Here is a 24,777-nt window from a genome sequence, read left to right as displayed (position 1 = left end):
GACTACCGTTAATCATGCAATCCCGGTGAACGGTTGCGGGCTTTCCTGGGAATTGCCGGTTCGGTTTTGCAATTCCGACGAAAGCCGGCAGGCGGCCTTCCTGGAATTGCTTGGGCGAGGGGCATCGTCCTGACATGGCATCGATCGACCGGCAACCCGCGGGGCGGCCTGACAGCGGGCTTTCCTTGATCCCGGTGGCGTGGCTCGTCATCGTCATGGGGCTGTCGGCCTACGGCCTGATCGCAAACTGGCGGCTGATCGGCGACTTCAGCCTGCCGGAAAATGCATTCCTGCTCGTCTATGGCGGCTTGACCGGCGGTGTGATCACCATCCTGTGGGGATTGTACCTGCTTGGCCTTGCCTTCAACCGCTCGGCCCGCTTCCCGCGCCATTACACGATCTGGCAAATCGCCATCATCGTCTGGCTCGTCGTGCGCCAGGCCTATGTGTTTTACAGCTTCGCCTTCTGGGCCGAAGCGCTGGGCTTCACCGTGGCCGAGATCGCCATCGGCCTGCTCTGCATCTATCTCCTGCGCAACGGGGCCGGCGCGGACACGATCTACGCCAATCCGGAGACCGAGCGGCCGCCGGTCTTCGTCTCGATCCTTGCCGCGCTGCTCGGCATCATCCTTGGCGGCGTGATCGGCGCCTGCGCCGGGTTCTTCGCCGGCTCGCTGATCGCGGACCTGACGCATATGAGCTGCTTCGAGGGCGCCTGCGGATTTTTCGCGGCTTTTGTCGGCCTGGGCGGCCTGATCGTCGGCGCGATCGCCGGCGGTATTTTCGCCGTCTGGCGGGCGAACCGGCGCGGACCGGCGCGGGCTCGCTAATTTCACGGGCCGCGATTGCGCGCGAACCACGCACGCTCTATGTCGATTGCGGGGTAGACGGAGAGCGTCGATGTTGCGTTTCATCTTTCGGCTGGCAGCCATGGTTGCGCTGTCGATCGCCGTCATCATGGCGGTGATCGACACGACACGCTCGGTCGCAGCGTCGTCGCTGGTGATGACGCCGCTCAACGCGAGCTGGCTCGCGGTGTCGCCCGATACCCGCGCGGCTTTCGAGACTTTCGTGCGCGGCAGGGCAAACCCTCTGGTGTGGGACGGCGCGGTCGCCTGGGTGCTCGCGCAACCCGGTTTCGCGGTGTTCGCGGTGCTTGCCTTGCTGCTCTACGCCATCGGTTACCGGCGCAAGCGCCGCGGCGCGGAATTCGCTCCAAGCCCTTGAAGGCTTTTGTTCTGACGCAATTCCGCACGCAAACCGCAGCACATTTTTCCTGAGATTGCTTTTAAGAGACGTGCCGGATCGCCGGTAACCGCTTTTTCCAACAGGTCAAAATTCCACGTGAATTTTGTTTCGCGCCGTGCCAGATTGACCGGGAGCGGGAGGGGTCAAACACTTCCTGCCTGGCGCCGCAAGCCCGCCGGAGAACCGGGCGCGCAGGCGGTGCAAAAACGGAAAAATAACCGACAGGGTGTGGATCACATGAAACGTATCGTTCTCGGCCTTCTGGCCGCAACCGCAATGGTTCTTCCGGCTTTCGCCGCGGACGTGCAGCCGGCCATCCTCTACGATCTGGGCGGCAAGTTCGACAAATCCTTCAACGAGGCCGCCTATAACGGCGCCGAGAAGTTCAAGAAGGAAACCGGCGTCGCCTATGTCGAATTCGAAGTCTCCAACGCCTCGCAGCGCGAGCAGGCGCTGCGCCGCTTCGCCGAGGACGGCCGCAACCCGATCGTCATGGCGGGCTTTGCCTGGGAGGACGCGCTGAAAGCGGTCGCGAAAGATTATCCCGACCTCAACTTCGCCATCATCGACGATGCCGTCGACCTGCCCAATGTCCGCTCGCTGGTGTTCAAGGAGAACGAAGGCTCCTACCTCGTCGGCATCCTGGCGGCGATGGCGTCGAAGTCGAAGAAGGTCGGCTTCGTCGGCGGCATGGACATCCCGCTGATCCGCAAGTTCGAATGCGGCTATGTCGGCGGCGCCAAGTCGGCCGGCGCGACCGATGTCATCCAGAACATGACCGGCGATACGCCGGCCGCCTGGAACGACCCGGCCAAGGGCGGCGAGATCGCCAAGACGCAGATCGATCAGGGCGCCGACGTGGTCTATGCCGCTGCCGGCGGCACCGGCGTCGGCGTGCTGCAGGCGGCGGCGGATGCCGGCAAGCTCGGCGTCGGCGTTGATTCCAACCAGAACGGCCTGCAGCCCGGCAAGGTGCTGACCTCGATGATGAAGCGCGTCGACGTTGCCGTCTACAACACCTTCATGGACGGCAAGAACGGCACCTTCAAGGGTGGTCTGGAGAATCTCGGCCTCAAGGAAGGCGGCGTGGACTACGCCATGGACGACAACAACAAGGCGCTGGTGACCGACGAGATGAAGGCGGCTGTCGAAAAGGCCAAGGCCGACATCATCTCCGGCAAGGTCCAGGTGCACGACTACACCGCCGACAACGCCTGCCCCTATTGATCGGCAGCTGAAGCGGAGCGGTTCAGTGACTGAACCGCTCTAACTTTTGTTTTCACGCAATTCCGGACGGAAAACCGCTACGCACTTTTCCGGGAATTGCTCTGGGGTTCGAACCGCCGGGCCAATGCCCGGCGGTTTTGTTTTGGAGACGGTACGATGCGACCGGCAATCGAAGCGTTGGCCGAACGCGACGTCGAGCCAATGGCGCGGCTTCGGCTCAAGGCTTTCTTTGAGGGTACGGATCGGACCCTCGACGAGGACATGGCCGGGCTGCGCGGGCTGATCGCCGGCGACGGCTTCGAGGCGGCCTTTGTCGCCCGCGACCGCGACCGGCCCGTCGGGAGCTGCCTGCTCGTCCGCGACGAAATCAGTTCGCCGCACGACCTGGCGCCATGGCTGGCCGGACTGATCGTCGAGGAAGCCTATCGAGGCGGCGGTGTCGGCACGGCGCTGGTCAGAACCGTCGAAGCTCGTGCCACTTCGGCCGGTGTCGGCAAGCTCTATCTCTACACATGGCAGGCGCGCGGCTTCTACGAGGCGCTTGGATGGACGGCGGTCGAGACCTTCGAGCAGGACGGCGCGCCGATGCTTCTGATGTCGAAGTCTCTGCTTTGACGCAATTCCGGACGGAAGGCTACGACGAGGGCGCGCCGAGCCAACCGCCCCGCACTTTTCCTGGAATTGCTTTTATAGCGTGCCGGCGAGATAGCCGAGCGCAAAGGCCGCCACCAGGGCAAGCGCGATGACGAAGCCCAGCCTGCCGCCAAGCGAATGCAGGCCGATGCCGTAGGGCTTGCGCTCGAGCCGGTGGATCATCGGTGGCGGCGCTTCCGTCTCCGGGACGGCTACGCCGGCCAGCCGCGTCTGCATCTGCGGCAGTTCGGCAAGGCGTTGCGTGACCAGTTCCTAGCGATCGCCACGCCCTTCAGGCCCCTCGGGATCGAAGGCGCGCAAACGTTCGGCCAGCCGCAGCACCGTGTCGCGAAAGGCGGGATCGATCTCGAGGTCGCGCTCGGCGCGGGCGCGTTCCCTGTCGTTCATCAAGCCAAAGACATAATCGCCGGCTCGAGCGACGCGGTCGCTTTCACTGGACATGGCCGTCTTTCCCCATGGCCTCACCAATGCGGCGGCTTGGTCACCGGCACATCGGAGGCGGTCTGCTCCTCCAATTCCAGGAAGCGGTCGGCCAGGGCTGCGAGCTTGCGCTCCATGCGCTCGATCACCTTCCACTGTTCGGCGATCTGGCCGGACAGCTCCTCGATGGTCTTCTCCTGCTCGGCGGCGCGGATTTCCAACGTCGTCAGCCTATCGTCAGGCATGGCCATGAAAAACCGATCCTTGCGAATGTGTAGCTTCCAGCTAAGCAGATATTCGTGGGATGCCCCACGAATATCTGCTTAGCTCTGTTGGTTTTCGCAGGTTCAGATCGCAAAACCGTGGGGCGCTTTTGCGGAACCTGCTCAGGTTCGAAATTGACAAGGACGCGGGGATTTGTCGAGAGTGAACGGCCGATTGGCATAAGCGGGGCATCATGCTAGGCATTTTGACCAAGCGATAAAAAAATAACAGTGGGAACAGGCTGCATGGCGCAAGCCGCAATCGAGCTCATAGGCATCAACAAGAGCTTTGGCGCGGTGCGCGCCAACCGCGACATCAACCTGGAAGTCGCGCGCGGCACGATCCACGGCATTGTCGGCGAGAACGGCGCCGGCAAGTCGACGTTGATGTCGATCCTCTACGGCTTCTACCAAGCCGATAGCGGCGAGATCCGCGTCGGTGGCAAGCCGGTGTCGATCAACACCTCCAACGACGCAATCGCGCTTGGCATCGGCATGGTGCACCAGCACTTCATGCTGGTCGACAATTTCACGGTGCTGGAGAACATCATCCTCGGCGCCGAAAACGATGCGCTGTTGAAGAGCAGCATCGCCAAGGCTCGCTCCGAGCTTGACCGGCTGGAGCGCGAATACGGCCTCGAGGTCGATCCCGACGCCGTCATCGAAGAGCTGCCGGTCGGCCTGCAGCAGCGCGTCGAAATCCTGAAGGCGCTCTATCGCGGCGCCGAGATCCTGATCCTCGACGAGCCGACGGGCGTGTTGACGCCGGCCGAGGCCGACCACCTTTTCCGCATCCTCAAGCAATTGAAGGAGCAGGGCAAAACCATCGTGCTCATCACGCACAAGCTGCGCGAGATCATGGCGATCACCGACACGGTTTCGGTGATGCGCCAAGGCACGATGGTGGCGACCCGGGTGACGAAGGAAACCACGGTCGGCGAATTGGCCGAACTGATGGTCGGCCGGCGGGTGTTGCTCAGGGTCGAGAAGGGCCAGTCGGAAGCCGGCGCGGTAAAACTCTCGGTCAAGAACCTGACGGTCAAGGATTCGCGCGGCGTCACCATGGTCGACAATGTCTCCTTCGACGTGCGCGGCGGCGAGATCGTCGGCATCGCCGGCGTTGCCGGCAATGGCCAGTCCGAGCTGCTCGAGGCGATCTCCGGCATCCGGCATGCGGTTTCCGGCGAGGTGATGCTCGACGGCAAGCCGATCGACCTTACCGGCAAGGCCGATCCCGGCGAACTACGCGACCGCGGTCTCGCCCATGTGCCGGAAGACCGTCACCATGTCGGACTGGTGCTCGCCTTCGAGGAAAACGAGAACTCGATCCTCGGCTATCACGACGACGAGCGCTATTTGAAGGGGCCGTTCCTCGACATCGATGCCATCATGGCCGACGCCAAGGACAAGATCGAGAAATACGACATCCGCCCCGGCAATCCGCGCCTCAAGACCGCCAATTTCTCCGGCGGCAACCAGCAGAAGATCGTGCTGGCACGGGAAATGGAACAAGACCCCGGCGTGCTGATCGTCGGCCAGCCGACGCGCGGCGTCGATGTCGGCGCCATCGAATTCATCCACAAGCGGCTGATCGCCATGCGCGACCAGGGCAAGGCGGTGCTGGTGGTCTCGGTCGAGCTCGACGAGATCCGCTCGCTCTCCGACCGCATTCTGGTGATGTTTGCCGGCCGCGTCGTCGGCGAGCGCGGCCCCGACGCGACCGAAGGCGAGCTTGGGCTGTTGATGGCCGGCGTCGAGCATCAGGAGGCCGCCGAATGAGCACGCCTTACGCCAAATTGCCGGCCTGGGCCGACTATGGGTTGATTCCGTTGATCAACCTATCGGTCGCCTTCATCGTCGCCGGCTTCGTCGTCATGCTGGTCGGCGAAAACCCGTTCCGCGCCGCCGTCATCCTGGTCGAAGGCGCTTTCGGCAAGGGCACGGGCATCGCGTTCACTTTGTTTTACGCCACGACCTTCATCTTCACCGGACTGTCGGTGGCGGTGGCGGCGCATTGCAGCCTGTTCAACATCGGCACCGAGGGCCAGGCCTATATAGGTGGCCTCGGCATCGCGCTCGTTTGCCTGAGTTTCGACAGCACTTTGCCCTGGTGGGCGATCTTTCCGATCGCGATCGTGGCCGCGGCGGCGTTCGGCGCGCTTTGGGGGCTGATCCCGGCCTATCTGCAGGCCAAGCGCGGCTCGCACATCGTCATCACCACCATCATGTTCAACTTCATCGCCGCCTCGGTGATGGTCTACCTGCTGGTCGGCCCGCTGAAGCCGGCCGGCTCGCAGGCGCCGCAGACGCGCAATTTCCTCGCCGGCGCCGAATTGCCGAAGCTCAACTGGATCATCGAATTGTTCGGCGCCAAGATCCGGTCCGCGCCGCTCAACATCTGCTTCCTGCTGGCGCTGGTCATGGCCTTCCTGGTCTGGCTTTTGATCTGGCGCACCAGGCTCGGCTACGAGATGCGCACCTATGGCCACAGCCCGAAGGCGGCGCGCTACGCCGGCATTTCGGAAACCCGCATCATCATCACCGCGATGATGATCTCGGGCGCGCTGGCCGGCATGATGGCGCTCAACCCTGTCATGGGCGACCAGCACAATGTCGCGATCGATTTCGTGTCCGGCGCCGGCTATGTCGGCATCGCGGTCGCGCTGATGGGCAGGCTGCATCCGGTCGGCATCGTCTTGGCGGCAATCCTGTTCGGCATGCTCTACCAGGGCGGCGCCGAGCTTGCCTTCGAGATGCCGGCGATCAGCCGCGACATGATCGTCATCATCCAAGGGTTGGTCATCTTGTTCGCCGGCGCGCTGGAACACATGTTCAGGCCCTACATCCAGGCGCTGTTCGCCTCGGTCAGTCCGAAATCGGTCGGCATGCAGGCAGTGAACGGGAAGGGGGCCTGAGATGGACATTTTCAACGCCATCGTCCAGGTGCTGGATTCGACCATCCGCCTTTCGGTGCCGCTGCTGCTCGCCTGCCTGGCGGGCCTCTATTCGGAACGGGCCGGCATCTTCGACATCGGTCTCGAAGGAAAGATGCTGGTCGGCGCCTTTGCCGGCGCCGCCGCTGCTTCGGTCTTCCATTCCGCCTTCCTCGGCCTCGGCATGGCCATCCTGATTTCCGTCGCCTTTGCGATGGTGCATGGATTTGCGTCGATCACGCATCGCGGCAACCAGATCGTGTCCGGCGTGGCCATCAACTTCATCGCCGCAGGATCGACCATCATCCTCGGCCAGGCCTGGTTCCAGCAGGGCGGGCGCACGCCGGCGCTGCAGCCGGGCGAACGCTTCGCAGCAATCACCTGGCCCGGCGCCGACGCGATCAAGGATGTGCCGATCATCGGCCCGATCTATGCCGAGCTGATCTCCGGCCACTCGATCCTGGTCTACTTCGCCTTCGCCATGGTGCCGTTCACCTGGTGGGTGCTGTTTCGCACCCGCTTCGGGCTGAGGATGCGCGCCGTCGGCGAAAATCCGGCCGCCGTCGACACCGCCGGCATCTCGGTCGCGTGGCTGCGCTATCGGGCGCTGATCTGCACCGGCGTGCTTACCGGCGTCGCGGGCGCCTATCTGTCGATGGTGCAGAATGGCGGTTTCGTGAAAGACATGACCGCGGGCAAGGGCTATATCGCGCTTGCCGCGCTGATTTTCGCCAAATGGAAGCCGGTCAACGCCATGTTCGCCTGCCTTTTGTTCGGCTTCCTCGATGCCGCGGCGATCCGCCTGCAGGGCTCGCCGCTGCCGATCATCGGCAAGGTCCCTGTACAATTCATGCAGGCGCTGCCCTATGTGCTGACCGTCATCCTGCTCGCCGGCTTCATCGGCAAGGCTATCCCGCCGCGCGCCGGCGGCGTGCCTTATGTGAAGGAACGCTGAGGTTGGGGACGCTGGGGCCGGATTCGTCCGGCGGCGACCGGCATTTGAACAAGATCGTGGGAGAGAAGAACCGGATGTCGCATGATCTGTTCGAGGCGGCGAAGACGGCGATGGCCAAGGCCTATGCGCCCTATTCGAAATTCCCGGTGGGTGCGGCGTTGCGCACCGAAGACGGGCGCGTCTTCACCGGCGCCAACATCGAGGTGGCGTCCTATCCGGAAGGCTGGTGCGCCGAGACGACGGCGCTCGGCCACTACATCATGGGCGGCGGCGGCAGGATCGTCGAGATCGCGGTGATCGCCGAACGCATGGCCAAATGCTCGCCCTGCGGTGGCTGCCGGCAACGGCTGGCGGAATTCTGCCGGCCGGACACGAAGCTCTATCTGTGCGACAACGCCGGCGTGGCCGAGACCGTGACCATGGGCGACATGCTGCCTTACGGCTTCAGGGGCGACATCTTGAAATGATGGAAGCGCTGGATCATCTGGTCGAGAAGCTGGACGGGCTGGCGCCCGCGGCCGCGCTTGTGCTGGGCTCAGGCCTTGGCGGTCTGGTCGACCAGGTCAAGGATGCCAGGCGCATCTCCTATGCCGAACTGCCGGGCTTCCCGCGCAGCGGTGTTTCCGGCCACGCCGGCGAGGTGGTTGCCGGGCATTTCGCCGGCACGCCGGTACTCATGCTGTCCGGGCGCGCGCATTATTACGAGCATGGCAATGCCGCGGCGATGCGGCCGGCGCTTGAGGTGCTTGCCGGCATCGGCATCTCGCGCCTCATCCTCACCAACGCCGCCGGCTCGGTCGATCCTGAAATGGGGCCGGGTTCGGTGATGCTGATCACCGACCACATCAATTTCTCCGGCTCCAACCCGCTGATCGGCGAGCCGAGCGACCGCCGCTTCGTCGGTCTCACCGAGGCCTACGATGCCGGCTTGCGCGGCGCGATCGAGAAGGCGGCGAAGGCGACCGGCACGGCATTGCACCAGGGCGTCTATATGTGGTTTTCCGGACCCTGCTTCGAGACGCCGGCCGAAATCCGCATGGCGCGCGTCATGGGCGCGACGGCGGTCGGCATGTCGACCGCGCCGGAGGTCATCCTCGCCCGCTTCCTCGGCCTCAAGGTCGCCGCCTGCTCGGTGATCACCAATCTGGCGGCAGGCATGACCGGAGCGGAGCTCTCGCACCAGGAAACCAAGGACATGGCGCCGGTCGGCGGCGCGCGGCTGGCGACGATCCTGCGGCGCGTCTTCCAGGACGGCTTACCCGACTGATGCTGCCGCAGGAGATCATCCGCCACAAGCGCGACGGCCACAAACTCTCGGCCGACGAGATCGCGGCCTTCGTCGCAGGGCTGACGGCCGGCACCATCTCCGAGGGCCAGGTCGGCGCTTTCGCCATGGCCGTGTTCCTCAACGGCATGAGCCGCGAGGAGGCGGTGGCGCTGACGCTCGCCATGCGCGATTCCGGCGACGTGCTCGACTGGTCCGACCTGCCGGGGCCGGTCACCGACAAGCATTCGACCGGCGGCGTCGGCGACAATGTCTCGCTGATGCTGGCGCCGATCGTCGCCGCCTGCGGCGCCTATGTGCCGATGATCTCGGGCCGCGGCCTCGGCCACACCGGCGGCACGCTGGACAAGATGGATGCCATTCCCGGCTATGCCACCCAGCCGGACGTGGCGCTTTTCCGCAAGACGGTGCTGGAAGCGGGCTGCGCTATCATCGGCCAGACCGCCGATTTGGCACCCGCCGACCGCAGGCTCTACGCGATCCGCGACGTGACGGGGACCGTCGAATCGATCCCGCTGATCACCGCCTCGATCCTGTCGAAGAAACTTGCGGCGGGCTTGGGCTCGCTGGTGCTCGACGTCAAGGTCGGCAACGGCGCCTTCATGGAAAAGTCGCGCGATGCGGTCGCGCTGGCGAACAGCCTGGTCGAGGTCGCCAATGGCGCCGGCCTGAATGCATCCGCGCTGGTGACGGGCATGAACGAGCCGCTGGCTTCGGCGGCTGGTAACGCGGTCGAGGTGCGAAATGCCGTCGATTTCCTCACCGGCCGATATCGCGACCGCCGGCTGGAGGACGTGACGCTGGCGTTGGCGGCCGAGATGCTGCAGTCGGCGGGGCTCGTCTCGTCCCACCAGGACGGTATCAGGCGCGCCACCGAGGCGCTTGCCGGAGGCCGTGCGGCAGCCGTCTTCGCGCGAATGGTGGCGGTGCTTGGCGGTCCCGGCGATTTCATCGAGAAACCGGAAAAGTATCTGCCGACGGCGCCGGTCGAATTGGCCGTGAAAGCGGAACAGGATGGGTTCGTGACCGGCATCGCCACGCGCGATATCGGGCTTGCCGTCGTCACGCTCGGTGGCGGGCGTTCGCATCCCGACGACAAGATCGATCATGCCGTCGGTCTGACCAGGCTGTTGCCGGTCGGCGCCGAGCTGCGCCCGGGCGAGGCACTGGCGCTGGTGCATGCCCGCACCGACGCCCAGGCCGGGGCGGCAGCGGCCGCCGTGCGTGCCGCCTATACGATCGGGGGTTCCAAGCCGCCCGCCGAAAAGACCGTGCTCAGGCGGATATTGCCTCGCTGATCGGCCTTACTGAACGAGCAGCAGCGAGCCGTCCTGGACCTGGTATTTCTGCAGGCGCTGCAGGAAGCTCATGCCGATCAGGTTGGTCTGCAGCGCCCTGTCGTCGAGCACCATCGCCTGGACGTTGTCGACCGATATCTTGCCGATCTGCAGGCGCTCGACCGTCACCACGGCGGCCTTGATCGCCCCGTTGGCGGTGTTCACCTGGCGATTGAAGTCGGACGGGTTGAGCGAGATGCCGATCCTGCGGGCGGTCGAGGTGTTGATGGCGACCAGCGTCGCGCCGGTGTCGATCATACCGTCGATCTGACGGCCGTTGAACTTGAACTGCGACGTGAAGTGACCGCGCCCGTCGGCATTGACCAGCACCTGACGGCCGAGCGGCATCGGCGTCGCCGGCTTGTCCGGGACCGAAGCGAGATTGACCTGCGGCTCTGCTTTCGGCGCAGCCGGCCGCGAGGCGACGGTCGATTTCAACAAGCCGTCCACCAGATGCGGATTCGCCTGATAGACGATCGGAATCGAGGCCGAGGTTCCGGCAAAGATGCCAAAGATGAGAAGCTTGCGCAGCATGGATGCCCCTTAAATCGAGGCCGCATCCTTACGCCGGCATGGTGGTTTCCGCTTTAACGTGCGCCGGAACCGCGCGGTTGTGTAAACGCGTGGTAAACGGATGCGCTCATTTTGTCCCGTACATGCGGTCGCCGGCGTCGCCGAGGCCGGGCATGATGTAACCTTTGTCGTTCAACTGCCGGTCTATAGAGGCGGTGAAGATCGGCACGTCCGGATGCGCCTTGGTGAAGCGCTCGATGCCTTCCGGGGCGGCAAGCAGGCAGAGGAAGCGGATGTTGGTGGCGCCGCGGCCCTTCAGCTTGTCGATCGCGGCGATCGCGGAATTGGCGGTCGCCAGCATCGGATCGACGACGATCACCAGGCGGTCGGCAAGATCGCTCGGCGCCTTGAAGAAATACTCGACCGCTTCCAGCGTCTCATGGTCGCGGTAGAGGCCGATATGGGCGACGCGTGCCGCCGGCACCAGGTCGAGCAAGCCTTCGAGCAGGCCGTTGCCGGCGCGCAGCACCGAGGCGAAGACCAGCTTCTTGCCTTCCAGCGTCGGCGCTTCCGTCTCCTCGATCGGCGTCTCGATCATGGTCGTGGTCAGTTCGAGATTGCGGGTCACCTCATAGCCGAGCAGAAGTGAAATCTCGCGCAGCAGCCGCCGGAAACCTGCCGTGGAGGTCTCCTTCTTGCGCATGATGGTCAGCTTGTGCTGGACGAGGGGGTGGTCGACGACGGTGACGCCCTGCATGATGTGCTCCGACTGGTTCGGGGTAGTAGTCAGTAGTGAGTAGTGAATAGTGAGCCGATTTGCGAGTCCTCGCCTCGGGGAAAGCTCTGGCCTTCAACCGATCTATGCGCGCTCGGCCAAATCCATAACTACTGACTACCGACTACTCCCTACTCACTCACCGCACCTTCACGTCCAACCGGCCCAGCAGCATCGCCTTGGTCTTCTTGTCCACGAAGGCCGCCTCGATGGCCGTTCTGGTGATCCCTGCGAGCGCCTTGTCGTTCATGGCGAAATGCTCGGCGGCGATATCGTATTCGCGCTTCAGCGAGGTCCAGAAGTAGGGCGGGTCGTCGGAGTTGAGCGTTACCTTGCAGCCGGCGGCGCGCAGCGCCGGGAAGGGATGGTCGGCGAAGCTGTCGAACACTTTCAGCGCGATGTTTGAGCCTGGGCAGCATTCCAGCACCACGCCTTCGGCGGCGATGCGGCGGACAAGGTCCGGGTTTTCGATGGCGCGAACGCCGTGGCCGATGCGTGACGGGCGGATGTGGTCGAGCGCCGCCTTGACACTTTCCCAGCCCATCAGTTCGCCGGCATGGATGGTGATGCCGAGGCCCGCCTCGCGCGCGATCTCGAAGGCGCGCACATAGTCCTCGAAATCGCCGATGCGCTCGTCGCCGGCGACGCCGAAACCGGTCACCAGCGGATGGCCGCAGCGCGCCGCGAAGCGCGCCGCCTGCTCGATCGCCTCAACCCCGACATGGCGCACGCCGGTGACGATCATGCGGCCCTCGATACCGGTCTTGGCCTTGGCGCGGGTCATGCCTTCGCCCAGCGCGTCCGTATAGGCTTTTGGCGACAGGCCGGCCTTTTTGGCATGGTCCGGCGAGGTGAAAACCTCGGAATAGATGGCGCCGTCGCGGGCGAGGCTGGTCAGGTAATGGTCGGCGAGGCGCGCATAGTCCTCTTCCGTGCGAAACAGGTCGGAAGCGAAATCGTAAGCGGCGAGAAACGAGGTGAAATCGTGCCAGACGAAAGAGCCGTTCCGGATGTAGGGCGAAGGGTCCTCGCCGTATTTGCGGGCCTGGCTGACGACGAGCTCGGGCGCCGCCGCCCCTTCGATGTGGCAATGCAGTTCGGCCTTCAAAATCATGCGGTCATCTCGTCCGATATGCTGCTCTCGCGCAGATTCTGGCCGGAAAATCATGCGTGACCTTTCCCTGCGGGGTTTTGAAGGCGCGGCCGAAAACCGCGCCTTGGACAATAGCGTCGGCACCATCGATCGGCTATGGTCCCGCCGGTTTTATGACGGATCAAAATAATGTCAGTTGAGAGAACCACGGCCGCGGGCGGCATGGAAACTTCCTATGGTTTCAGGACGGTCGGGGAAGGCGAGAAGCAGCCCCTCGTCAACGACGTCTTCCACAAGGTGGCCAATCGATACGATCTGATGAACGATCTGATGTCGGCTGGGTTGCATCGGTTGTGGAAGGACGCGATGGTCGCCTGGCTGAACCCTCCCAAAAAAGTGGGCTGGAAGGTGCTCGACGTCGCCGGGGGCACCGGCGATATCGCCTTCCGCATCGTCGAGGCCAGTCAGCGACAGGCCCATGCCACGGTGCTCGACATCAATGGCTCGATGCTGGCTGTCGGCCGCGACCGCGCCGAGAAGCAGGGTCTTGCGGCAAACACCGACTTTGTCGAGGCCAATGCCGAGGAATTGCCTTTCGAGGATGAGTCCTTCGACGCCTATACGGTCGCGTTCGGCATTCGCAACGTGCCGCGCATCGAAGTCGCCCTTGCTGAAGCCTATCGCGTGCTGAAGCGCGGCGGGCGGTTGCTCTGCCTCGAATTCTCCGAGGTCGATATGCCGCTGCTCGACAAGGCCTATGAGGCTTGGTCGTTCAATGCGATTCCCAAGATCGGCAAAGCGGTCACCGGCGATGGCGAGCCCTATTCCTACCTTGTCGAATCCATCCGCAAATTCCCCAACCAGCAGAATTTCGCGGCGATGATTGCCCGCGCCGGCTTCGACCGCGTCACGTTCCGCAACTATTCGGGCGGCATCGCCGCCCTTCATTCCGGCTGGAAGCTTTGAGGCGCGGCCCCTTGCAGCAGGCCCCTTTGACACAGGCAGGGCTATGAGCAGCGTCGCCGCCGCCTTTCGGCTCGCCAGGGCCGGCTGGGTGTTGGTCCGCGAGGGCGTCGTCGCGGCGTTGCCTGGCGAAGAACTCTCCGGCATGCCGAAATTCGGCTGGCGCGTGGCGCGGCTTTTTACCCGCCGCCGGGCGCTGAGCTATCAGCGCGGCGACAGGCTGGCGCGAGCGGTGGTGCGGCTCGGACCCTCCTACGTCAAGCTCGGCCAGTTCCTGGCGACGCGGCCCGATGTCGTCGGCAACGACATGGCGCTGGACCTCGCGCTGTTGCAGGACAAGATGCATACCTTCCCGAAAGCGGAAGCGATCCATGCGATCGAAGCCTCGCTCGGGCGCAGGATCGACGATCTCTATGCCAGGTTCGGGGACCCCGTTGCCGCCGCCTCGATCGCGCAGGTGCATGGCGCCGACGTGGCTCGTGACGGAACGACGTCGCGCGTGGCGGTGAAGGTCATCCGGCCCGGCGTGCGGCGCCGCTTCTTCCAGGATCTCGAAAGCTATTTCCTTGCGGCCCATCTGCAGGAAAGATACATCCCCTCCTCGCGCCGGCTGCGTCCGGTCGAGGTGACCCAGACGCTGGCGCAGACCACCAAGGTCGAGATGGACTTGAGGCTCGAGGCGGCCGCACTTTCGGAACTCGGCGAGAACACCAAGGACGATCCGGGCTTTCGCGTGCCCGCGGTTGATTGGGAGCGCACCGGCCGCGACGTGCTCACCATGGAGTGGATCGACGGCACCAAGATGAACGACATCGCCGGCCTTGCCAATGCCGGTCACAACCTCAAGGCGATCGCCGCCAATCTGGTCCAGTCGTTCCTCAGGCACACGCTGCGCGACGGCTTCTTCCATGCCGACATGCATCCGGGCAACCTGTTCGTCGAAGCCAACGGCACCATCGTTGCCGTCGATCTCGGCATTGCAGGCCGGCTCGGCAAGAAGGAGCGGCGCTTCCTCGCCGAAATCCTCTACGGCTTCATCGTGCGCGACTACCAGCGCGTCGCCGAGGTGCATTTCGAGGCGGGCTATGTGCCGCGCCAGCACAATGTCTCGGCCTTCGCGCAGGCAATCCGCGCCATCGGTGAGCCGATCCACGGCCAGTCGGCCGAGACCATTTCGATGGCGAAGTTGCTGACGCTGCTGTTCGAAGTCACCGAGCTGTTCGATATGGCGACGCGGACCGAGTTGGTGCTTTTGCAAAAGACCATGGTGGTGGTCGAAGGCGTCGCCCGCACGCTCGATCCGGCCTTCAACATGTGGAAGACTTCCGAGCCTGTGGTCAGCGACTGGATCGCGGGCAATCTCGGCCCGCGCGGCATGCTCACCGACGCGCGCGACGGCGCCAAGGCGCTATTGACGCTGGCACGGCAAGCGCCGGACCTTGCCGCCCGTACCGACCGGCTGTCGCGGGAGATCGACCTGATGGCCGAGAACGGCCTGCGCTTCGACGAAGCGACGGCCCGCGCGATAGGTAGGGCCGAAGCGCGCCACACCCGCTCCGGTCGGGTGGCGCTGTGGGTGATCGCGCTGACGCTGATCTACATCGCGTTGAAATTGCTCTGAGTCCCATGCGGCTTGCGATTAACTGACTGCATTGCTATCATTGCAGGCGCGCTATCTGAGCGAGTGCAATCACACATGGCCAGCATCACGATCCGCAATCTGGATGACGCGGTCAAGGACCTGCTGCGGCAGCTCGCCGCCGAAAACGGCTGCTCGATGGAAGAGCAGGCACGGGCAATGATACGCGCCGCGGTCGAAGGAAGGGCAGGGCAGGCTGACCGCATTGGCGAAATCGAGAAGACGCTGCGTGCGCTGACAGGCTCCAAGGAGCAGGCGGCGCCGGTTGTCGCCGCGTCCGCCAAATCAATTTCTCGGGGTTCTCTCTCCGGCAAGCGCATCCTGCTCATCATCGGCGGTGGCATCGCCGCCTATAAATCGCTCGACCTCATCCGGCGGCTGCGCGAACGCGGCGCGTCGGTGCGGGTGGTGATGACGTCGGCCGCGCAGGAGTTCGTCACCAGGCTGTCGGTCGGCGCGCTTTCGGCCGACCATGTCTTCACCGAGCTGTTCGACCGCAAGGACGAGCACGATGTCGGCCATATAAGGCTGTCGCGCGAAGCCGATTTGCTGGTGGTGGCGCCGGCCACCGCCGATTTGATGGCGAAGCTCGCCAATGGCCATGCCAACGACCTTGCCTCGACCGTGCTTCTTGCCACCGCCAAGAAGGTGCTGATGGCGCCGGCGATGAACCCGAAAATGTGGGCCCATCCGGCAACGCGCCGCAATCGGGCGACGCTTCAGAAGGACGGCATCGCCTTTGTCGGTCCCGCCAAGGGCGAGATGGCCGAAAGCAACGAAGCGGGCGAGGGCCGCATGGCCGAGCCGCTGGAGATCGTCGCCGCGATCGAAGCCGTGCTCGACGAGAAGCCGAAGCCGCTTGCCGGCCGCAGGATCATCGTCACCTCCGGGCCGACGCATGAGCCGATCGACCCGGTGCGCTACATCGCCAACCGCTCCTCGGGCAAGCAGGGCCATGCGATAGCGGCCGCGCTGGCGAAGCTCGGCGCCGATGTGCGGCTGGTTTCCGGTCCGGTCACCATCGCCGATCCGGCCGGCGTCGCGACTACGCATGTCGAAACAGCTGCCCAGATGAAGGACGCGGTCGAGCGACTGTTGCCGGCGGACGCCGCCGTGTTCGTTGCCGCCGTTGCCGACTGGCGCACCGCCAACGCCGCCGGCGAGAAGATCAAGAAGGTGGCTGGCGAGGGGTCGCCTTCGCTGCAGATGGTCGAAAATCCAGACATCCTGGCCGGCATCGGCCATCACGCGCAGCGGCCGGGCCTCGTAGTCGGCTTCGCCGCCGAGACACAGGATTTGATCGCCAACGCCGAGGCCAAGCTCAGGAAAAAGGGCGCCGACTTCATCGTCGCCAACGACGTCTCGCATGAAAGCGGCATCGGCCCGTCCGGCGTGATGGGCGGCGACCGCAACAAGGTGCGCATCGTCTCCAGGACCGGTGTCGAGGAATGGCCGGAGATGGGCAAGGACGAGGTGGCGGCGCGGCTCGCCGCGCTGATTGCGGAGCGGCTGCAGACCGTCGTGGTTTAGCCGGTCGCTTGCTGAGGCCGCGGCGTCGGCAGCGCGATCCTCAGCGCGGCGATGCACCCTAGGATAGCTAGAGGCACGAAGGCGAGGAACAGCCAGCCGGCAACGCCTGCGGCGGCTTCACGGGTCAGGCCCTCCGAGAAGCCGCTGGCATTGGCGACGATGCCGGCAAGTGCCGCGCCCACCGCATAGCCGATGCGCTGCATGGTCGGCACGGCCGCGGAGGCGATCGTCTGCTCGCCGTCGCGCGCCGAAGCGACGATGACGCGCGTGAGGAAGGGCCAGCAAACGCCGAAGCCGCCGCCCTGCAGCAGGGCGCAGAGCAGGATGAGCGGGATCGAGCCTGCCGGGATCGTGTAGGCGAAGCCGGCGAGGCCGGAAGCGATCATCAGCGCGCCGACGACGATGATCAGCCTCTCGCGCTCCAGCGGGGCATTGGCGATGAGGATCGACAGGATCGACCAGGCGATCGATTCTGCGGCGATGATGTAGCCGGTGGTCAGGATCGGAATGCCGTGCAGGGTGGTCAGAAGCAGCGGCCCGTAAATGGTGAAGGTGCAGGTCGCCACGGAGAATGCCGCAACCATGGTCATGCCGCTGCCAAGCGGCGAGCGCCATGAAAACAAAGGTGACGGAAAGAGCCGCGATTGTGGCCTAAGGGCATCGATGCGAAAGAACAGCGACAGGCCGATCAGGCCGAGGAAGAGCAGCAGTGACGAGCGCAACAGGGCAATGTCGATGCCGGCAGCGGCGATCAGCACGACGCTGAGGGCGAGACAGGCGAGCGCCGGATAGGGGAAAGGTGGTGCCCTGCCGCTGACCACCTGCGGCTTCCTCGCCTCGGGCGTGTCGAGCACGATGAAGCTTGCCAACGCCATCGCCGCCCCGCCGACCGTGAAGATGCCGAAAGCCCAGCGCCATGACAGGAACTCGGTCATGAGCGCGCCGAGCATCGGGCCGCTGAAGGCCGCGACGCCCCAGATCGCGGACATGATGACGAAGAGCTGCGGCCAGATGTTGCGCGCAAAGAGGCGCTCGACCGACACGAAGGCGAGCGACACAAGTGCGCCGCCGCCAAGCCCCTCGACCAGGCGCCCGGCAAGGAACAGCGGCATGGAGGGCGCTGCGGCGCAGATCAGCGCGCCGATCGCGTAGAGCAGCGCGGCGACCATCATGTTGGAGCGCAGGGCGACATAGCTGACCAGCCGGCCGGCCGCGGCACCGGCGACGATCGCGCCGAGCTCATAGATCGCCAGCGACCAGCCGACCAGCTGCACGCCCGCGAGATCGCCGACCATGGCCGGCATCACCGTCGCCACCATCGTCTCGTTGGTGGCATGCAGCAGGATGCCGAGGCTGACGAAGCAGAAGCGCGCCAGGTCGCCGCTCGCCCACAACGCCTGCCAGTCGACCTTGTTCTCTGATTCCGTATTCAAGACGCTCACCGATCTTTAGAGCAGTTCAGCGCTCGTAGAATCGCCGACCTGCTCTAACTCCTTATTTTTCGCGCAATTCCGGACGGAAAACCGCAGCGCATTTTCCTGGAACCGCTCTGCCGGGCATGTCTCTAGAACCTCAACCGGGCTTGAGCTCAAGCGAATTCTTTTGCAGCAGCGAGGCCGTCAATTCGCCGTGGACCCGGGATGTGGTCCGGAAATCAGTGAATGGGGTCCGGCTCGGTTTCGGATTCACGCCGGCAGCCGTCGATGACGGGGTGTATGGTCCACTGGTTTTCCGGATCCTGCTGGGCTGCGACGGTCAGCGGCGAGCCGGCCGAATTCACGGCTTCGCACCAGCGGGCAGGGCTGCCGTCCGGAACCGGAGATTCATTCCAGCTGCCGTTCCAGGTGCCGATCTTCTGACAGTGCTTGATCGGATGGATCTCGTTCCAGCCCTCGTGGGCGGAATCATAGACCCACGTCCCCTTGACGAACAGGATGTCGGCGCCTCGCCTTGTCGGATCATTGACGTGAAGGTCGCCGAGATTTTCGTCGATATCGGTTGGATTGGCTGTGTCGAGAATCCCCACGATGCCCCCGACAAGGACAATTGCGGCCGCGATGACCGTGAGGATCGCACAGGCGATCCAACCGAAGAAGGGAATGGCGCAAGCCACCGCCGCGGCGGTGGCCACGGGGATCGCGGCAAGGCATGCGATCATCAGATCGTAGACGCCGGCTCCTTCGAATTCGCAGTGAAGCACCGCGGTAGGGTCGTCGTTGGCCCACTGACGAGCCTCCAGTCCTTGCCAGTCGAGGCCCGCATTCTTGATCGCGGGCGTGTTGGCGATCAGCCGCCCGAACGGCGTGATCTTCTCCGCCTCGGCCTGCGGCGTGAATTCGAAGACGTTTCCCGGAACCAGATTGAGACTGTAGTCAGTGTCGAAGCGATCAAGACCGGACTTCTCCTGGGGCGGATCGATCTTGAGCAGCCAGCCGACTGCGCATTCATCGCCGCCGAGGCAGACCAGCCGGTCGTAGAGCCACCAGCGGCAGTATGCGAGGATGGCCGCGAGCGCGACCAGCATGACCGCCGGTCCGGCAACGACGCCGACCAGGATCAGCGGAAGCGCAACCACGGCAGCAGCAACGATCACCTGCGCATATTGCTTGCCGATATGATTTCCGACCGAGATGCATCTTGTGTAGTGCCGGTAAGCCATGGTGGTTCCTACCGTTCGACATAAAGCGTCACGCCGCCGGCAAGTCCGCGCGCCGAGAAGGCATGGACGTTGACCGCCTTGCGGCCGGTGAAGCCGGCAGGTGGCTCGACATTGACGGCGACGGAAATCTCTTCTCCGGGACCGAGGGCGGCTTGCGCCGGGTCGAAGGTGACGAGCCAACCGGCAGGGATGGGATGTGCCCGGCGGGTATGGCCGGCAGGCACCGCCGCTATGGTGCCGGGAAAGGTGCGCAGCGGCCGGCGGGAGGGCCTCGGGCGGGGCCGCTCGCCGCAGACCGGCAATTCAGGCAATGCATAGGTGTCGGCTTCAAGCCGAAACTCGGCCCTTTCCCGTTCGCCGTTGCGCAAACGGAATTCGAACTTTGCCGGGGAATGGGCGACGCCGACGGTGGTGTTGTCCTGCCCGAGGTTGTTGTTGGGGTTCACGTCGTCCAGCCAATCGAGCAGCACCTGGATGCAGTAATGACCCGGTTCGGCCGGCGTGCGCCATTTGACCGAAGCAAAGGCCGGATGATTTGCGCCGCCTTTGACTCCGAGATCGGTCTTTGTCTCGTCTATCCAGGTCGAGGTGGTCCCGATGCCGAAACTCAGATAGGAGAACTTCACTGGCAGGTCGACGACCGGCGCCTCGGTCGAGTTGTTCCAGATACGCGCGACGACCTCATATTCGGTATCTGGCTCCAGCATATGCGGCGGTACGGTGACGCCACCGCGCTTGATCTCGATATCCGGATTGTCCCAGGTGACAGCCAAGCCCTGGCCCATCAAATAATACTGAGCATAGATCAAAGGGTCTGGCCGCTTGTAGGCGGGATCGCTGATCTTGACGCAGCGTTGCGGCCCGCTCCGATCGAGCCGGCTGGGAAGCTTGGCTCTTTCGCAGATCAACCTGATGAGCGCGCAAATCTGCCCGGCTATCCGGCGCAGATTGTCTGGCCAATGCCTGAAGGCGTCAACGATCGCCTGCAGAAATTCCAGTATTTTGGGGACCGGGGTCACGGCCTGTCTCGGGCCGTCAGCGTCGTTGCCGACGCATATAGAACCAGATCGCAGCGACTAGGAACGGAGCAAGGATCAAAAGAAGTTCGAAAGATCCTGAGCCATCGTCAGGCGAAAAGCCGAATAACTTCTCGATGAAATCCACCACAGCCTCCCCGGCCTGCAACAAGAATTGCAGTTAACGATGTCTTTGCATCTGTTGGGCGGCTGCCCCTCTGCCGGCGATTGCCACCAACACCTCGGCTTGATAACACAAGATAAGCAAAGCTGCCACACGCAATTGACATTCTCGCGGGCGCTTGTGTTTCCGAACTATGTTCGGGGGCTCCATATATGCGAAGGCCGCGCCCTTCGTAGAAGGCGCGGCCCTGCGGAGTACCGTGGTTCCGCGGCGGCTACTTGTAGGAGTGGACCAGATCCAGCGACGCAACCGCGACGGCCAGGTTGAGGCCCGTCTGTGCCTGGACGCTGAGTGGCTCCAGCATGAAGGCGCCGTCAAGGCCGCCGACCAGGAGGTTGGCGCCGCCGCCGGTCACGACGCTCGCCTCGGCGTTGACGCCGTAATAGCTGCCGGCGAGGTCGCCCGCGTCGTGATGACGCGTGGCGGCAAGCACCGCCCAGACGAGCTGGCCCTGATGCGTCTGGCCGAGGTCGACGCCGAGCTTGGAGATCATGCCGGTGTACTGCTCGGCAGGACCGTGATGATAGGGGCGAAAGGTGCAGGAGACGCCCTTGTTCGACGTGATGACGTAGCCGACGCCGCCGTCGATCGTGCAATCGAGCGTACCGAGCTGGAGCGTGCCGGCGCTGACCGGAGAAGCGAGGACCGTGGCGGCAAGCGCGGCAGCGGCACAGGCAAGTGTTTTGATCATTGGAAAGGTCCTTTCGCGAAATCTTGGCCCCGGCTTAAACGATCGAGGTGCACGGAGCGTTCCGCTGAAAACTTGGCGCGAACATGGCAAGGGTTAACGCATTGGCCTGGGCGGTTAACGGATCGCTATCGGCGTCTCCGCGGCGCAACACTGCGCTCGCAGGCGGACCCGTGGGCCGCGCAAGATACCTTACTTTCGGCGCCAGCTTCCGATCAGCTGGCGTTGCCACCGGTGCGCGACAGGCCGTCCTTGGCCGGCTGATAGTTCGGGTCGAGGTGGATGGCCTCACGGTAGGACTTGGCTGCCCTTCCCTTGTCGCCGCGCTTTTCGTAGATCAGCGCCTGGTTGGCCCAGGCCTCGGCGTTCTTGCCGTCGAGCTTGATGGCCATGTTGAAGTCGGAGAAGGCGTTGTCCTCGTCACCCGTCGCCAGATAGGAGAGGCCGCGGCCGTTGTACGGCTCGGCGGCGTCCGGCGCCAGCGAGATGGCGGTCGAGAAATCCTCGATGGCGAATTTGTGCTGGCCCTGGCTCTGATAGATCAGGCCTCGATTGTGGTAGGCGCGGGCATCGGTGGTGTCGAGCTGGATCGCCTTCTGGAAGTCGTTGAAGGCATCCTGGGTGCGACCTGCCTTGCGGTAGAGATTGCCGCGGCCGATATAGGCGGCGTCGTAGTTGGCGTTGATCTGGATCGAGCGGTTATAGTCGGCCAAAGCGGCTTCCTGATTGCCGAGGAAGCGCTGGATCAGGGCGCGGTTCGAATAGGCCTGGTAGAAGTTCGGGTTGAGCTGGATGGCCTGGTTGAAATCCTTGAGCGCCGCCTGGTACTGGCCGCCGCGACCATAGGCCGAACCACGCACATTATAGCCCTCGGGATCCTGCGGATTTCGCTGGATGACCGCCGAAAGCGAGGAGATGTTCTCGCTCGACCCTTGCGCCTTGTCGATCGAGTTGAACTCACCCGTCGGGGTCGTCTGGCATGCTGCAAGCGTCAGACCCGAAAGCAGGGCCGCCGTCAGGGCGAAGCCGCGAAAAGCGGTTTTGCGCTCCACGGAAATTGCGTTCATCTTTGTCCTCACTGCCGCAGCGCCGTCAGTCCGTTCCCTCTCCGAACCGGCTCCTATGCATAAACAAAAAGGTGGCGGCGATTCCGCATCGCGCCACCCTCGGTATCCTTCGAAAAGGACGAAAAATAGGCGTTATGAGCGCGGCGAGCGCGATGCGCCGGCAGCACCAGCCGGAGCCGGGCGCGGGGTCATCGGCAGCAGGCCTTCGCGCTGGGCGCGCTTACGGGCCAGCTTGCGGGCGCGGCGCACGGCCTCGGCCTTCTCGCGGGCACGCTTCTCGGACGGCTTCTCGTAGTGACCGCGCATCTTCATTTCGCGGAAAATACCTTCGCGCTGCATCTTCTTCTTCAGCGCGCGAAGCGCCTGATCAACGTTGTTGTCGCGGACGAGTACCTGCACGGGCAATCCTGTCTTCGGGTTTGATATCGATAGGCATACAGCCATAGCCGCCATGCCTCCGCGGCGGGTTGCACCGCGAATTGTGGGCGGCTGATAGCAGAATCATGCCGCCCTGTCCACCGCTGATTGCACGAAACCGCGATCAAAAGCCCACGTGTCCCGGCGTGACGGCTGAAGCACTATGCGGTCGCCAGATGCAGGCGGGCGAAATCCTCGAAAAACTCGCCATAATCGCAGGTGATTTCCTCGCCGGCGGCGATGTCGCGAATGGCGGTGGCGCCGCCATATTGCGAGAAATCCGTGTTCGGTCGCTCGGAATGGTTCATGAAGCGGCCATTGTCGACCTCGTAGACCATGAAGCCGGGTTTGTCCGGACTCGGATAGGCGTAGCGGTCGAGCAGTTCCTTGAGATGCGGGGGTGCGGCTTCATATTTCTCCATCGGGATCAGCCGGTCGAAATCGGGATCGAGGCGCCAGATCGAGGCGCCTTTGCGGATCGGTTCGGCGGCGAAAACGCCGACGCCTTCGATGGCGCTCTGGGCGACATAGGTTCTGATCAGCAGCATCGTTCCGGTCCGTTTTTCGACGGAAAACGAAAATCGTCAAAACAGACCGGAATGCAAGGGTGCAGTCGCAAGATTTTAGCGGATGAAGCATGTCTGCCGTCCGCCAAACGGATCACGTCCGGTTGATTGACACGCCGCCATCGGCAAACAGCGCGGTTCCGGTGGTGAAACTCGACGCATCCGAGGCGAGATAAAGCGCCGAACGGGCAATCTCTTCCGGTTGCGCCATGCGTTTCAAGGCATGGATGCCTTCGACGAAGGCGCGCGCCTCAGGCGTGGTCGTGGTCGCGCCGGGCGTGTCGGTGCCGCCGGGCAGCAGCGCGTTGACGCGCAATCCCCTCGGTCCGTATTCGGCGGCCAGCACCTGCGTCAGCCCGATCAGTCCTGCCTTGGCGGCGGCGTAGGCCGCCATGCCTGGCATGCCGGCGGTGTAGCCGACGAAGCTCGAGGTGAAGATCAGCGAGCCGCCGCCGCGCTCCAGCATCGCCGGTATCTGGTGCTTCGCGGCGAGGTAGGCGCTGGTCAGGTTGGTGTCCATCGTCTCCTGCCAGATCGCCGGCGCCATGTCGGTCACCGGTCCCATCACGCCGACGGTGCCGGCATTGTTGAAGGCGATGTCGAGGCCGCCGAACCTTTCGACCGCGAGGTCGACGAGCGCCTTCGCGTAGGCCTCGTCCCTTACATCGCCGGCAAGCTTAACCGCTGTGCCGCCGGCATCCTCGATCTCGCCGACGAGCGCGTCGAGTTCGGCCTGGCGGCGCGCCGCGACGACGAGGCTCGCGCCCTGGTCGGCGAACAGCCTGGCTGTGGCGCGGCCGATACCGGAGCTGGCGCCCGTCACGATGGCGACCTTATCTGTGAGTGCGAACATTCTCGTCATCCTTCCGTTGTGCCGAGCTTGCCGGCGGATGGATGTGAGGTCGCAAATCGGGGTGGCCGCGGCCACCCGAAACCCGCAAGGACCGCGGTTGGTCTACTGCCGCAACAGCCAACCCAGTCGGTCCCACGAGAAGGCGTAGCTGAAGGCAATCAGCAGCGCCATGGCAATGCCCGCGGCCGCGTGATCGGCAAGATAGAATCCAGCGGCGCCGCCGAACAGTATGACAAGTTCCAGCACCAGCCTGACGACGCCAGGCACCGGCACCGGCGCGCGGCCTGACCGGCTTGGGTCGTTCAGCACCGCGAAGGTTCCCCACAGCACAGCAGCGACAAGCGGCAGGGCCAGGGCGAGGACCCAGCGCCACCATACGTTGGAAAGACTCCAGCCCGCGATGCCGAGGCCAAGCAAAGCTGCGACTTCCAGCAGGAAGCGCAACGTCAGATTCCACCAGGCGTTGCCCATATCCATCCTCCAGGTCTCACG

28 protein-coding genes are annotated in these 24,777 nt (G+C 64.1%); 13 read left to right on the top strand and 15 right to left on the bottom strand.

The genetic code is table 11. The annotated features are described in order from the left end of the window. The first annotated feature begins 134 nt into the window (after nt 1–134). From FJW10_RS20780 to FJW10_RS20765, 4 genes are all read left to right on the top strand, one after another. A complete protein-coding gene (locus FJW10_RS20780; protein WP_140901450.1) occupies nt 135–830 on the top strand; it encodes a DUF2569 domain-containing protein in 696 nt (231 codons plus the stop codon). A gap of 70 nt (nt 831–900) precedes the next feature. Further along, on the top strand, nt 901–1,227 hold the full coding sequence (locus tag FJW10_RS20775; protein ID WP_140901449.1) for a hypothetical protein: 327 nt from the start codon (nt 901–903) through the stop codon (nt 1,225–1,227). Nucleotides 1,228–1,485: 258 nt separating this feature from the next. After that, nucleotides 1,486–2,475 carry a BMP family ABC transporter substrate-binding protein gene (locus tag FJW10_RS20770; RefSeq protein ID WP_140901448.1) on the top strand — a complete coding sequence of 330 codons (990 nt, stop codon included), beginning with the start codon at nt 1,486–1,488 and terminating at the stop codon, nt 2,473–2,475. 156 nt (nt 2,476–2,631) lie between these two features. Beyond that, nucleotides 2,632–3,090 carry a GNAT family N-acetyltransferase gene (locus FJW10_RS20765; protein WP_140901447.1) on the top strand — a complete coding sequence of 153 codons (459 nt, stop codon included), beginning with the start codon at nt 2,632–2,634 and terminating at the stop codon, nt 3,088–3,090. A 72-nt stretch (nt 3,091–3,162) separates the two neighbouring features. Here the strand turns inward: FJW10_RS20765 and FJW10_RS30845 are convergent, their stop codons facing one another. The 3 genes from FJW10_RS30845 to FJW10_RS20755 are packed head-to-tail and all read right to left on the bottom strand — an operon-like array spanning nt 3,163 to nt 3,800. Then, complete coding sequence (locus FJW10_RS30845) at nt 3,163–3,345, bottom strand: hypothetical protein (RefSeq protein ID WP_246674328.1); 183 nt, start codon at nt 3,343–3,345, stop codon at nt 3,163–3,165. Between the two features lie 36 nt (nt 3,346–3,381). Further along, complete coding sequence (locus FJW10_RS30840) at nt 3,382–3,570, bottom strand: hypothetical protein (RefSeq protein ID WP_246674327.1); 189 nt, start codon at nt 3,568–3,570, stop codon at nt 3,382–3,384. 20 nt (nt 3,571–3,590) lie between these two features. Continuing rightward, the gene (locus FJW10_RS20755; RefSeq protein WP_140901446.1) at nt 3,591–3,800 is read right to left on the bottom strand and encodes a SlyX family protein; all 210 of its coding nucleotides are present in this window, start codon (nt 3,798–3,800) and stop codon (nt 3,591–3,593) included. 258 nt (nt 3,801–4,058) lie between these two features. On the opposite strand from FJW10_RS20755, the gene FJW10_RS20750 reads away from it, so the two are divergent. The 6 genes from FJW10_RS20750 (at nt 4,059) to deoA (ending at nt 10,283) form a co-directional block, all read left to right on the top strand. Then, the gene (locus FJW10_RS20750) at nt 4,059–5,591 is read left to right on the top strand and encodes an ABC transporter ATP-binding protein (RefSeq protein WP_140827196.1); all 1,533 of its coding nucleotides are present in this window, start codon (nt 4,059–4,061) and stop codon (nt 5,589–5,591) included. Beyond that, nucleotides 5,588–6,727 carry an ABC transporter permease gene (locus FJW10_RS20745; RefSeq protein WP_140827197.1) on the top strand — a complete coding sequence of 380 codons (1,140 nt, stop codon included), beginning with the start codon at nt 5,588–5,590 and terminating at the stop codon, nt 6,725–6,727. Before FJW10_RS20750 ends, FJW10_RS20745 begins: the two co-directional genes overlap by 4 nt. A 1-nt stretch (nt 6,728) precedes the next feature. Further along, nucleotides 6,729–7,700 (top strand): ABC transporter permease, encoded by a 972-nt coding sequence (locus FJW10_RS20740; RefSeq protein WP_140901445.1) that lies wholly within the window; start codon nt 6,729–6,731, stop codon nt 7,698–7,700. A gap of 74 nt (nt 7,701–7,774) precedes the next feature. Continuing rightward, nucleotides 7,775–8,167 (top strand): cytidine deaminase, encoded by a 393-nt coding sequence (gene cdd / locus FJW10_RS20735; RefSeq protein WP_095766692.1) that lies wholly within the window; start codon nt 7,775–7,777, stop codon nt 8,165–8,167. After that, nucleotides 8,164–8,967 carry a purine-nucleoside phosphorylase gene (locus FJW10_RS20730; protein ID WP_140901444.1) on the top strand — a complete coding sequence of 268 codons (804 nt, stop codon included), beginning with the start codon at nt 8,164–8,166 and terminating at the stop codon, nt 8,965–8,967. Before cdd ends, FJW10_RS20730 begins: the two co-directional genes overlap by 4 nt. Then, nucleotides 8,967–10,283, top strand: coding sequence for a thymidine phosphorylase (gene deoA, locus FJW10_RS20725; RefSeq protein ID WP_140901443.1), 1,317 nt, complete (start codon nt 8,967–8,969; stop codon nt 10,281–10,283). The genes FJW10_RS20730 and deoA overlap by 1 nt, the downstream gene beginning before the upstream one ends. A 6-nt stretch (nt 10,284–10,289) precedes the next feature. On the opposite strand, the gene FJW10_RS20720 is transcribed toward deoA, so the two are convergent. The 3 genes from FJW10_RS20720 to FJW10_RS20710 form a co-directional block, all read right to left on the bottom strand. Then, on the bottom strand, nt 10,290–10,856 hold the full coding sequence (locus tag FJW10_RS20720) for a TIGR02281 family clan AA aspartic protease (RefSeq protein WP_140901442.1): 567 nt from the start codon (nt 10,854–10,856) through the stop codon (nt 10,290–10,292). A 106-nt stretch (nt 10,857–10,962) separates the two neighbouring features. Beyond that, the gene (gene upp, locus FJW10_RS20715; RefSeq protein WP_140901441.1) at nt 10,963–11,592 is read right to left on the bottom strand and encodes a uracil phosphoribosyltransferase; all 630 of its coding nucleotides are present in this window, start codon (nt 11,590–11,592) and stop codon (nt 10,963–10,965) included. A gap of 157 nt (nt 11,593–11,749) precedes the next feature. Then, nucleotides 11,750–12,724: an adenosine deaminase gene (locus FJW10_RS20710; RefSeq protein WP_140901440.1), complete on the bottom strand. Its 975-nt coding sequence runs from the start codon at nt 12,722–12,724 to the stop codon at nt 11,750–11,752. 168 nt (nt 12,725–12,892) lie between these two features. On the opposite strand from FJW10_RS20710, the gene ubiE reads away from it, so the two are divergent. The 3 genes from ubiE to coaBC all read left to right on the top strand — a co-directional run bounded on the left by ubiE (nt 12,893) and on the right by coaBC (nt 16,835). Beyond that, nucleotides 12,893–13,669, top strand: coding sequence for a bifunctional demethylmenaquinone methyltransferase/2-methoxy-6-polyprenyl-1,4-benzoquinol methylase UbiE (ubiE, locus tag FJW10_RS20705; RefSeq protein WP_140901439.1), 777 nt, complete (start codon nt 12,893–12,895; stop codon nt 13,667–13,669). A 43-nt stretch (nt 13,670–13,712) separates the two neighbouring features. Continuing rightward, nucleotides 13,713–15,287, top strand: a complete 1,575-nt coding sequence (gene ubiB / locus FJW10_RS20700) for a 2-polyprenylphenol 6-hydroxylase (protein WP_140827212.1) — start codon at nt 13,713–13,715, stop codon at nt 15,285–15,287. A gap of 75 nt (nt 15,288–15,362) precedes the next feature. After that, nucleotides 15,363–16,835, top strand: a complete 1,473-nt coding sequence (gene coaBC, locus FJW10_RS20695; protein ID WP_210239813.1) for a bifunctional phosphopantothenoylcysteine decarboxylase/phosphopantothenate--cysteine ligase CoaBC — start codon at nt 15,363–15,365, stop codon at nt 16,833–16,835. On the opposite strand, the gene FJW10_RS20690 is transcribed toward coaBC, so the two are convergent. From FJW10_RS20690 to FJW10_RS20650, 9 genes are all read right to left on the bottom strand, one after another. Beyond that, nucleotides 16,832–18,268 carry an MFS transporter gene (locus tag FJW10_RS20690; RefSeq protein WP_140901438.1) on the bottom strand — a complete coding sequence of 479 codons (1,437 nt, stop codon included), beginning with the start codon at nt 18,266–18,268 and terminating at the stop codon, nt 16,832–16,834. The genes coaBC and FJW10_RS20690 overlap by 4 nt on opposite strands. Nucleotides 18,269–18,489: 221 nt before the next feature. Then, nucleotides 18,490–19,359, bottom strand: a complete 870-nt coding sequence (locus FJW10_RS20685) for a hypothetical protein (RefSeq protein ID WP_181177610.1) — start codon at nt 19,357–19,359, stop codon at nt 18,490–18,492. Between the two features lie 143 nt (nt 19,360–19,502). Beyond that, nucleotides 19,503–20,513 carry a hypothetical protein gene (locus FJW10_RS20680; RefSeq protein WP_140901436.1) on the bottom strand — a complete coding sequence of 337 codons (1,011 nt, stop codon included), beginning with the start codon at nt 20,511–20,513 and terminating at the stop codon, nt 19,503–19,505. A 395-nt stretch (nt 20,514–20,908) separates the two neighbouring features. Further along, complete coding sequence (locus tag FJW10_RS20675; protein ID WP_140827228.1) at nt 20,909–21,385, bottom strand: DUF992 domain-containing protein; 477 nt, start codon at nt 21,383–21,385, stop codon at nt 20,909–20,911. A 212-nt stretch (nt 21,386–21,597) separates the two neighbouring features. Beyond that, the gene (locus tag FJW10_RS20670) at nt 21,598–22,449 is read right to left on the bottom strand and encodes a tetratricopeptide repeat protein (protein ID WP_140651413.1); all 852 of its coding nucleotides are present in this window, start codon (nt 22,447–22,449) and stop codon (nt 21,598–21,600) included. Between the two features lie 132 nt (nt 22,450–22,581). Then, nucleotides 22,582–22,848 carry a 30S ribosomal protein S21 gene (gene rpsU, locus FJW10_RS20665; RefSeq protein ID WP_027165252.1) on the bottom strand — a complete coding sequence of 89 codons (267 nt, stop codon included), beginning with the start codon at nt 22,846–22,848 and terminating at the stop codon, nt 22,582–22,584. A gap of 179 nt (nt 22,849–23,027) precedes the next feature. Then, nucleotides 23,028–23,414 carry an SET domain-containing protein-lysine N-methyltransferase gene (locus FJW10_RS20660; RefSeq protein WP_140827231.1) on the bottom strand — a complete coding sequence of 129 codons (387 nt, stop codon included), beginning with the start codon at nt 23,412–23,414 and terminating at the stop codon, nt 23,028–23,030. Nucleotides 23,415–23,526: 112 nt separating this feature from the next. Further along, nucleotides 23,527–24,285 carry an SDR family oxidoreductase gene (locus tag FJW10_RS20655; protein WP_140901435.1) on the bottom strand — a complete coding sequence of 253 codons (759 nt, stop codon included), beginning with the start codon at nt 24,283–24,285 and terminating at the stop codon, nt 23,527–23,529. A gap of 102 nt (nt 24,286–24,387) precedes the next feature. Beyond that, a complete protein-coding gene (locus FJW10_RS20650; RefSeq protein WP_140901434.1) occupies nt 24,388–24,756 on the bottom strand; it encodes a YrdB family protein in 369 nt (122 codons plus the stop codon). Between the last annotated feature and the right edge of the window lie 21 nt (nt 24,757–24,777).

It is taken from the genome of Mesorhizobium sp. B4-1-1 (assembly GCF_006439375.1).
GTDB lineage: Bacteria > Pseudomonadota > Alphaproteobacteria > Rhizobiales > Rhizobiaceae > Mesorhizobium.
Note: the sequence above shows the minus strand (reverse complement) of the source record. Positions and strands in the feature narration are given on the sequence as shown.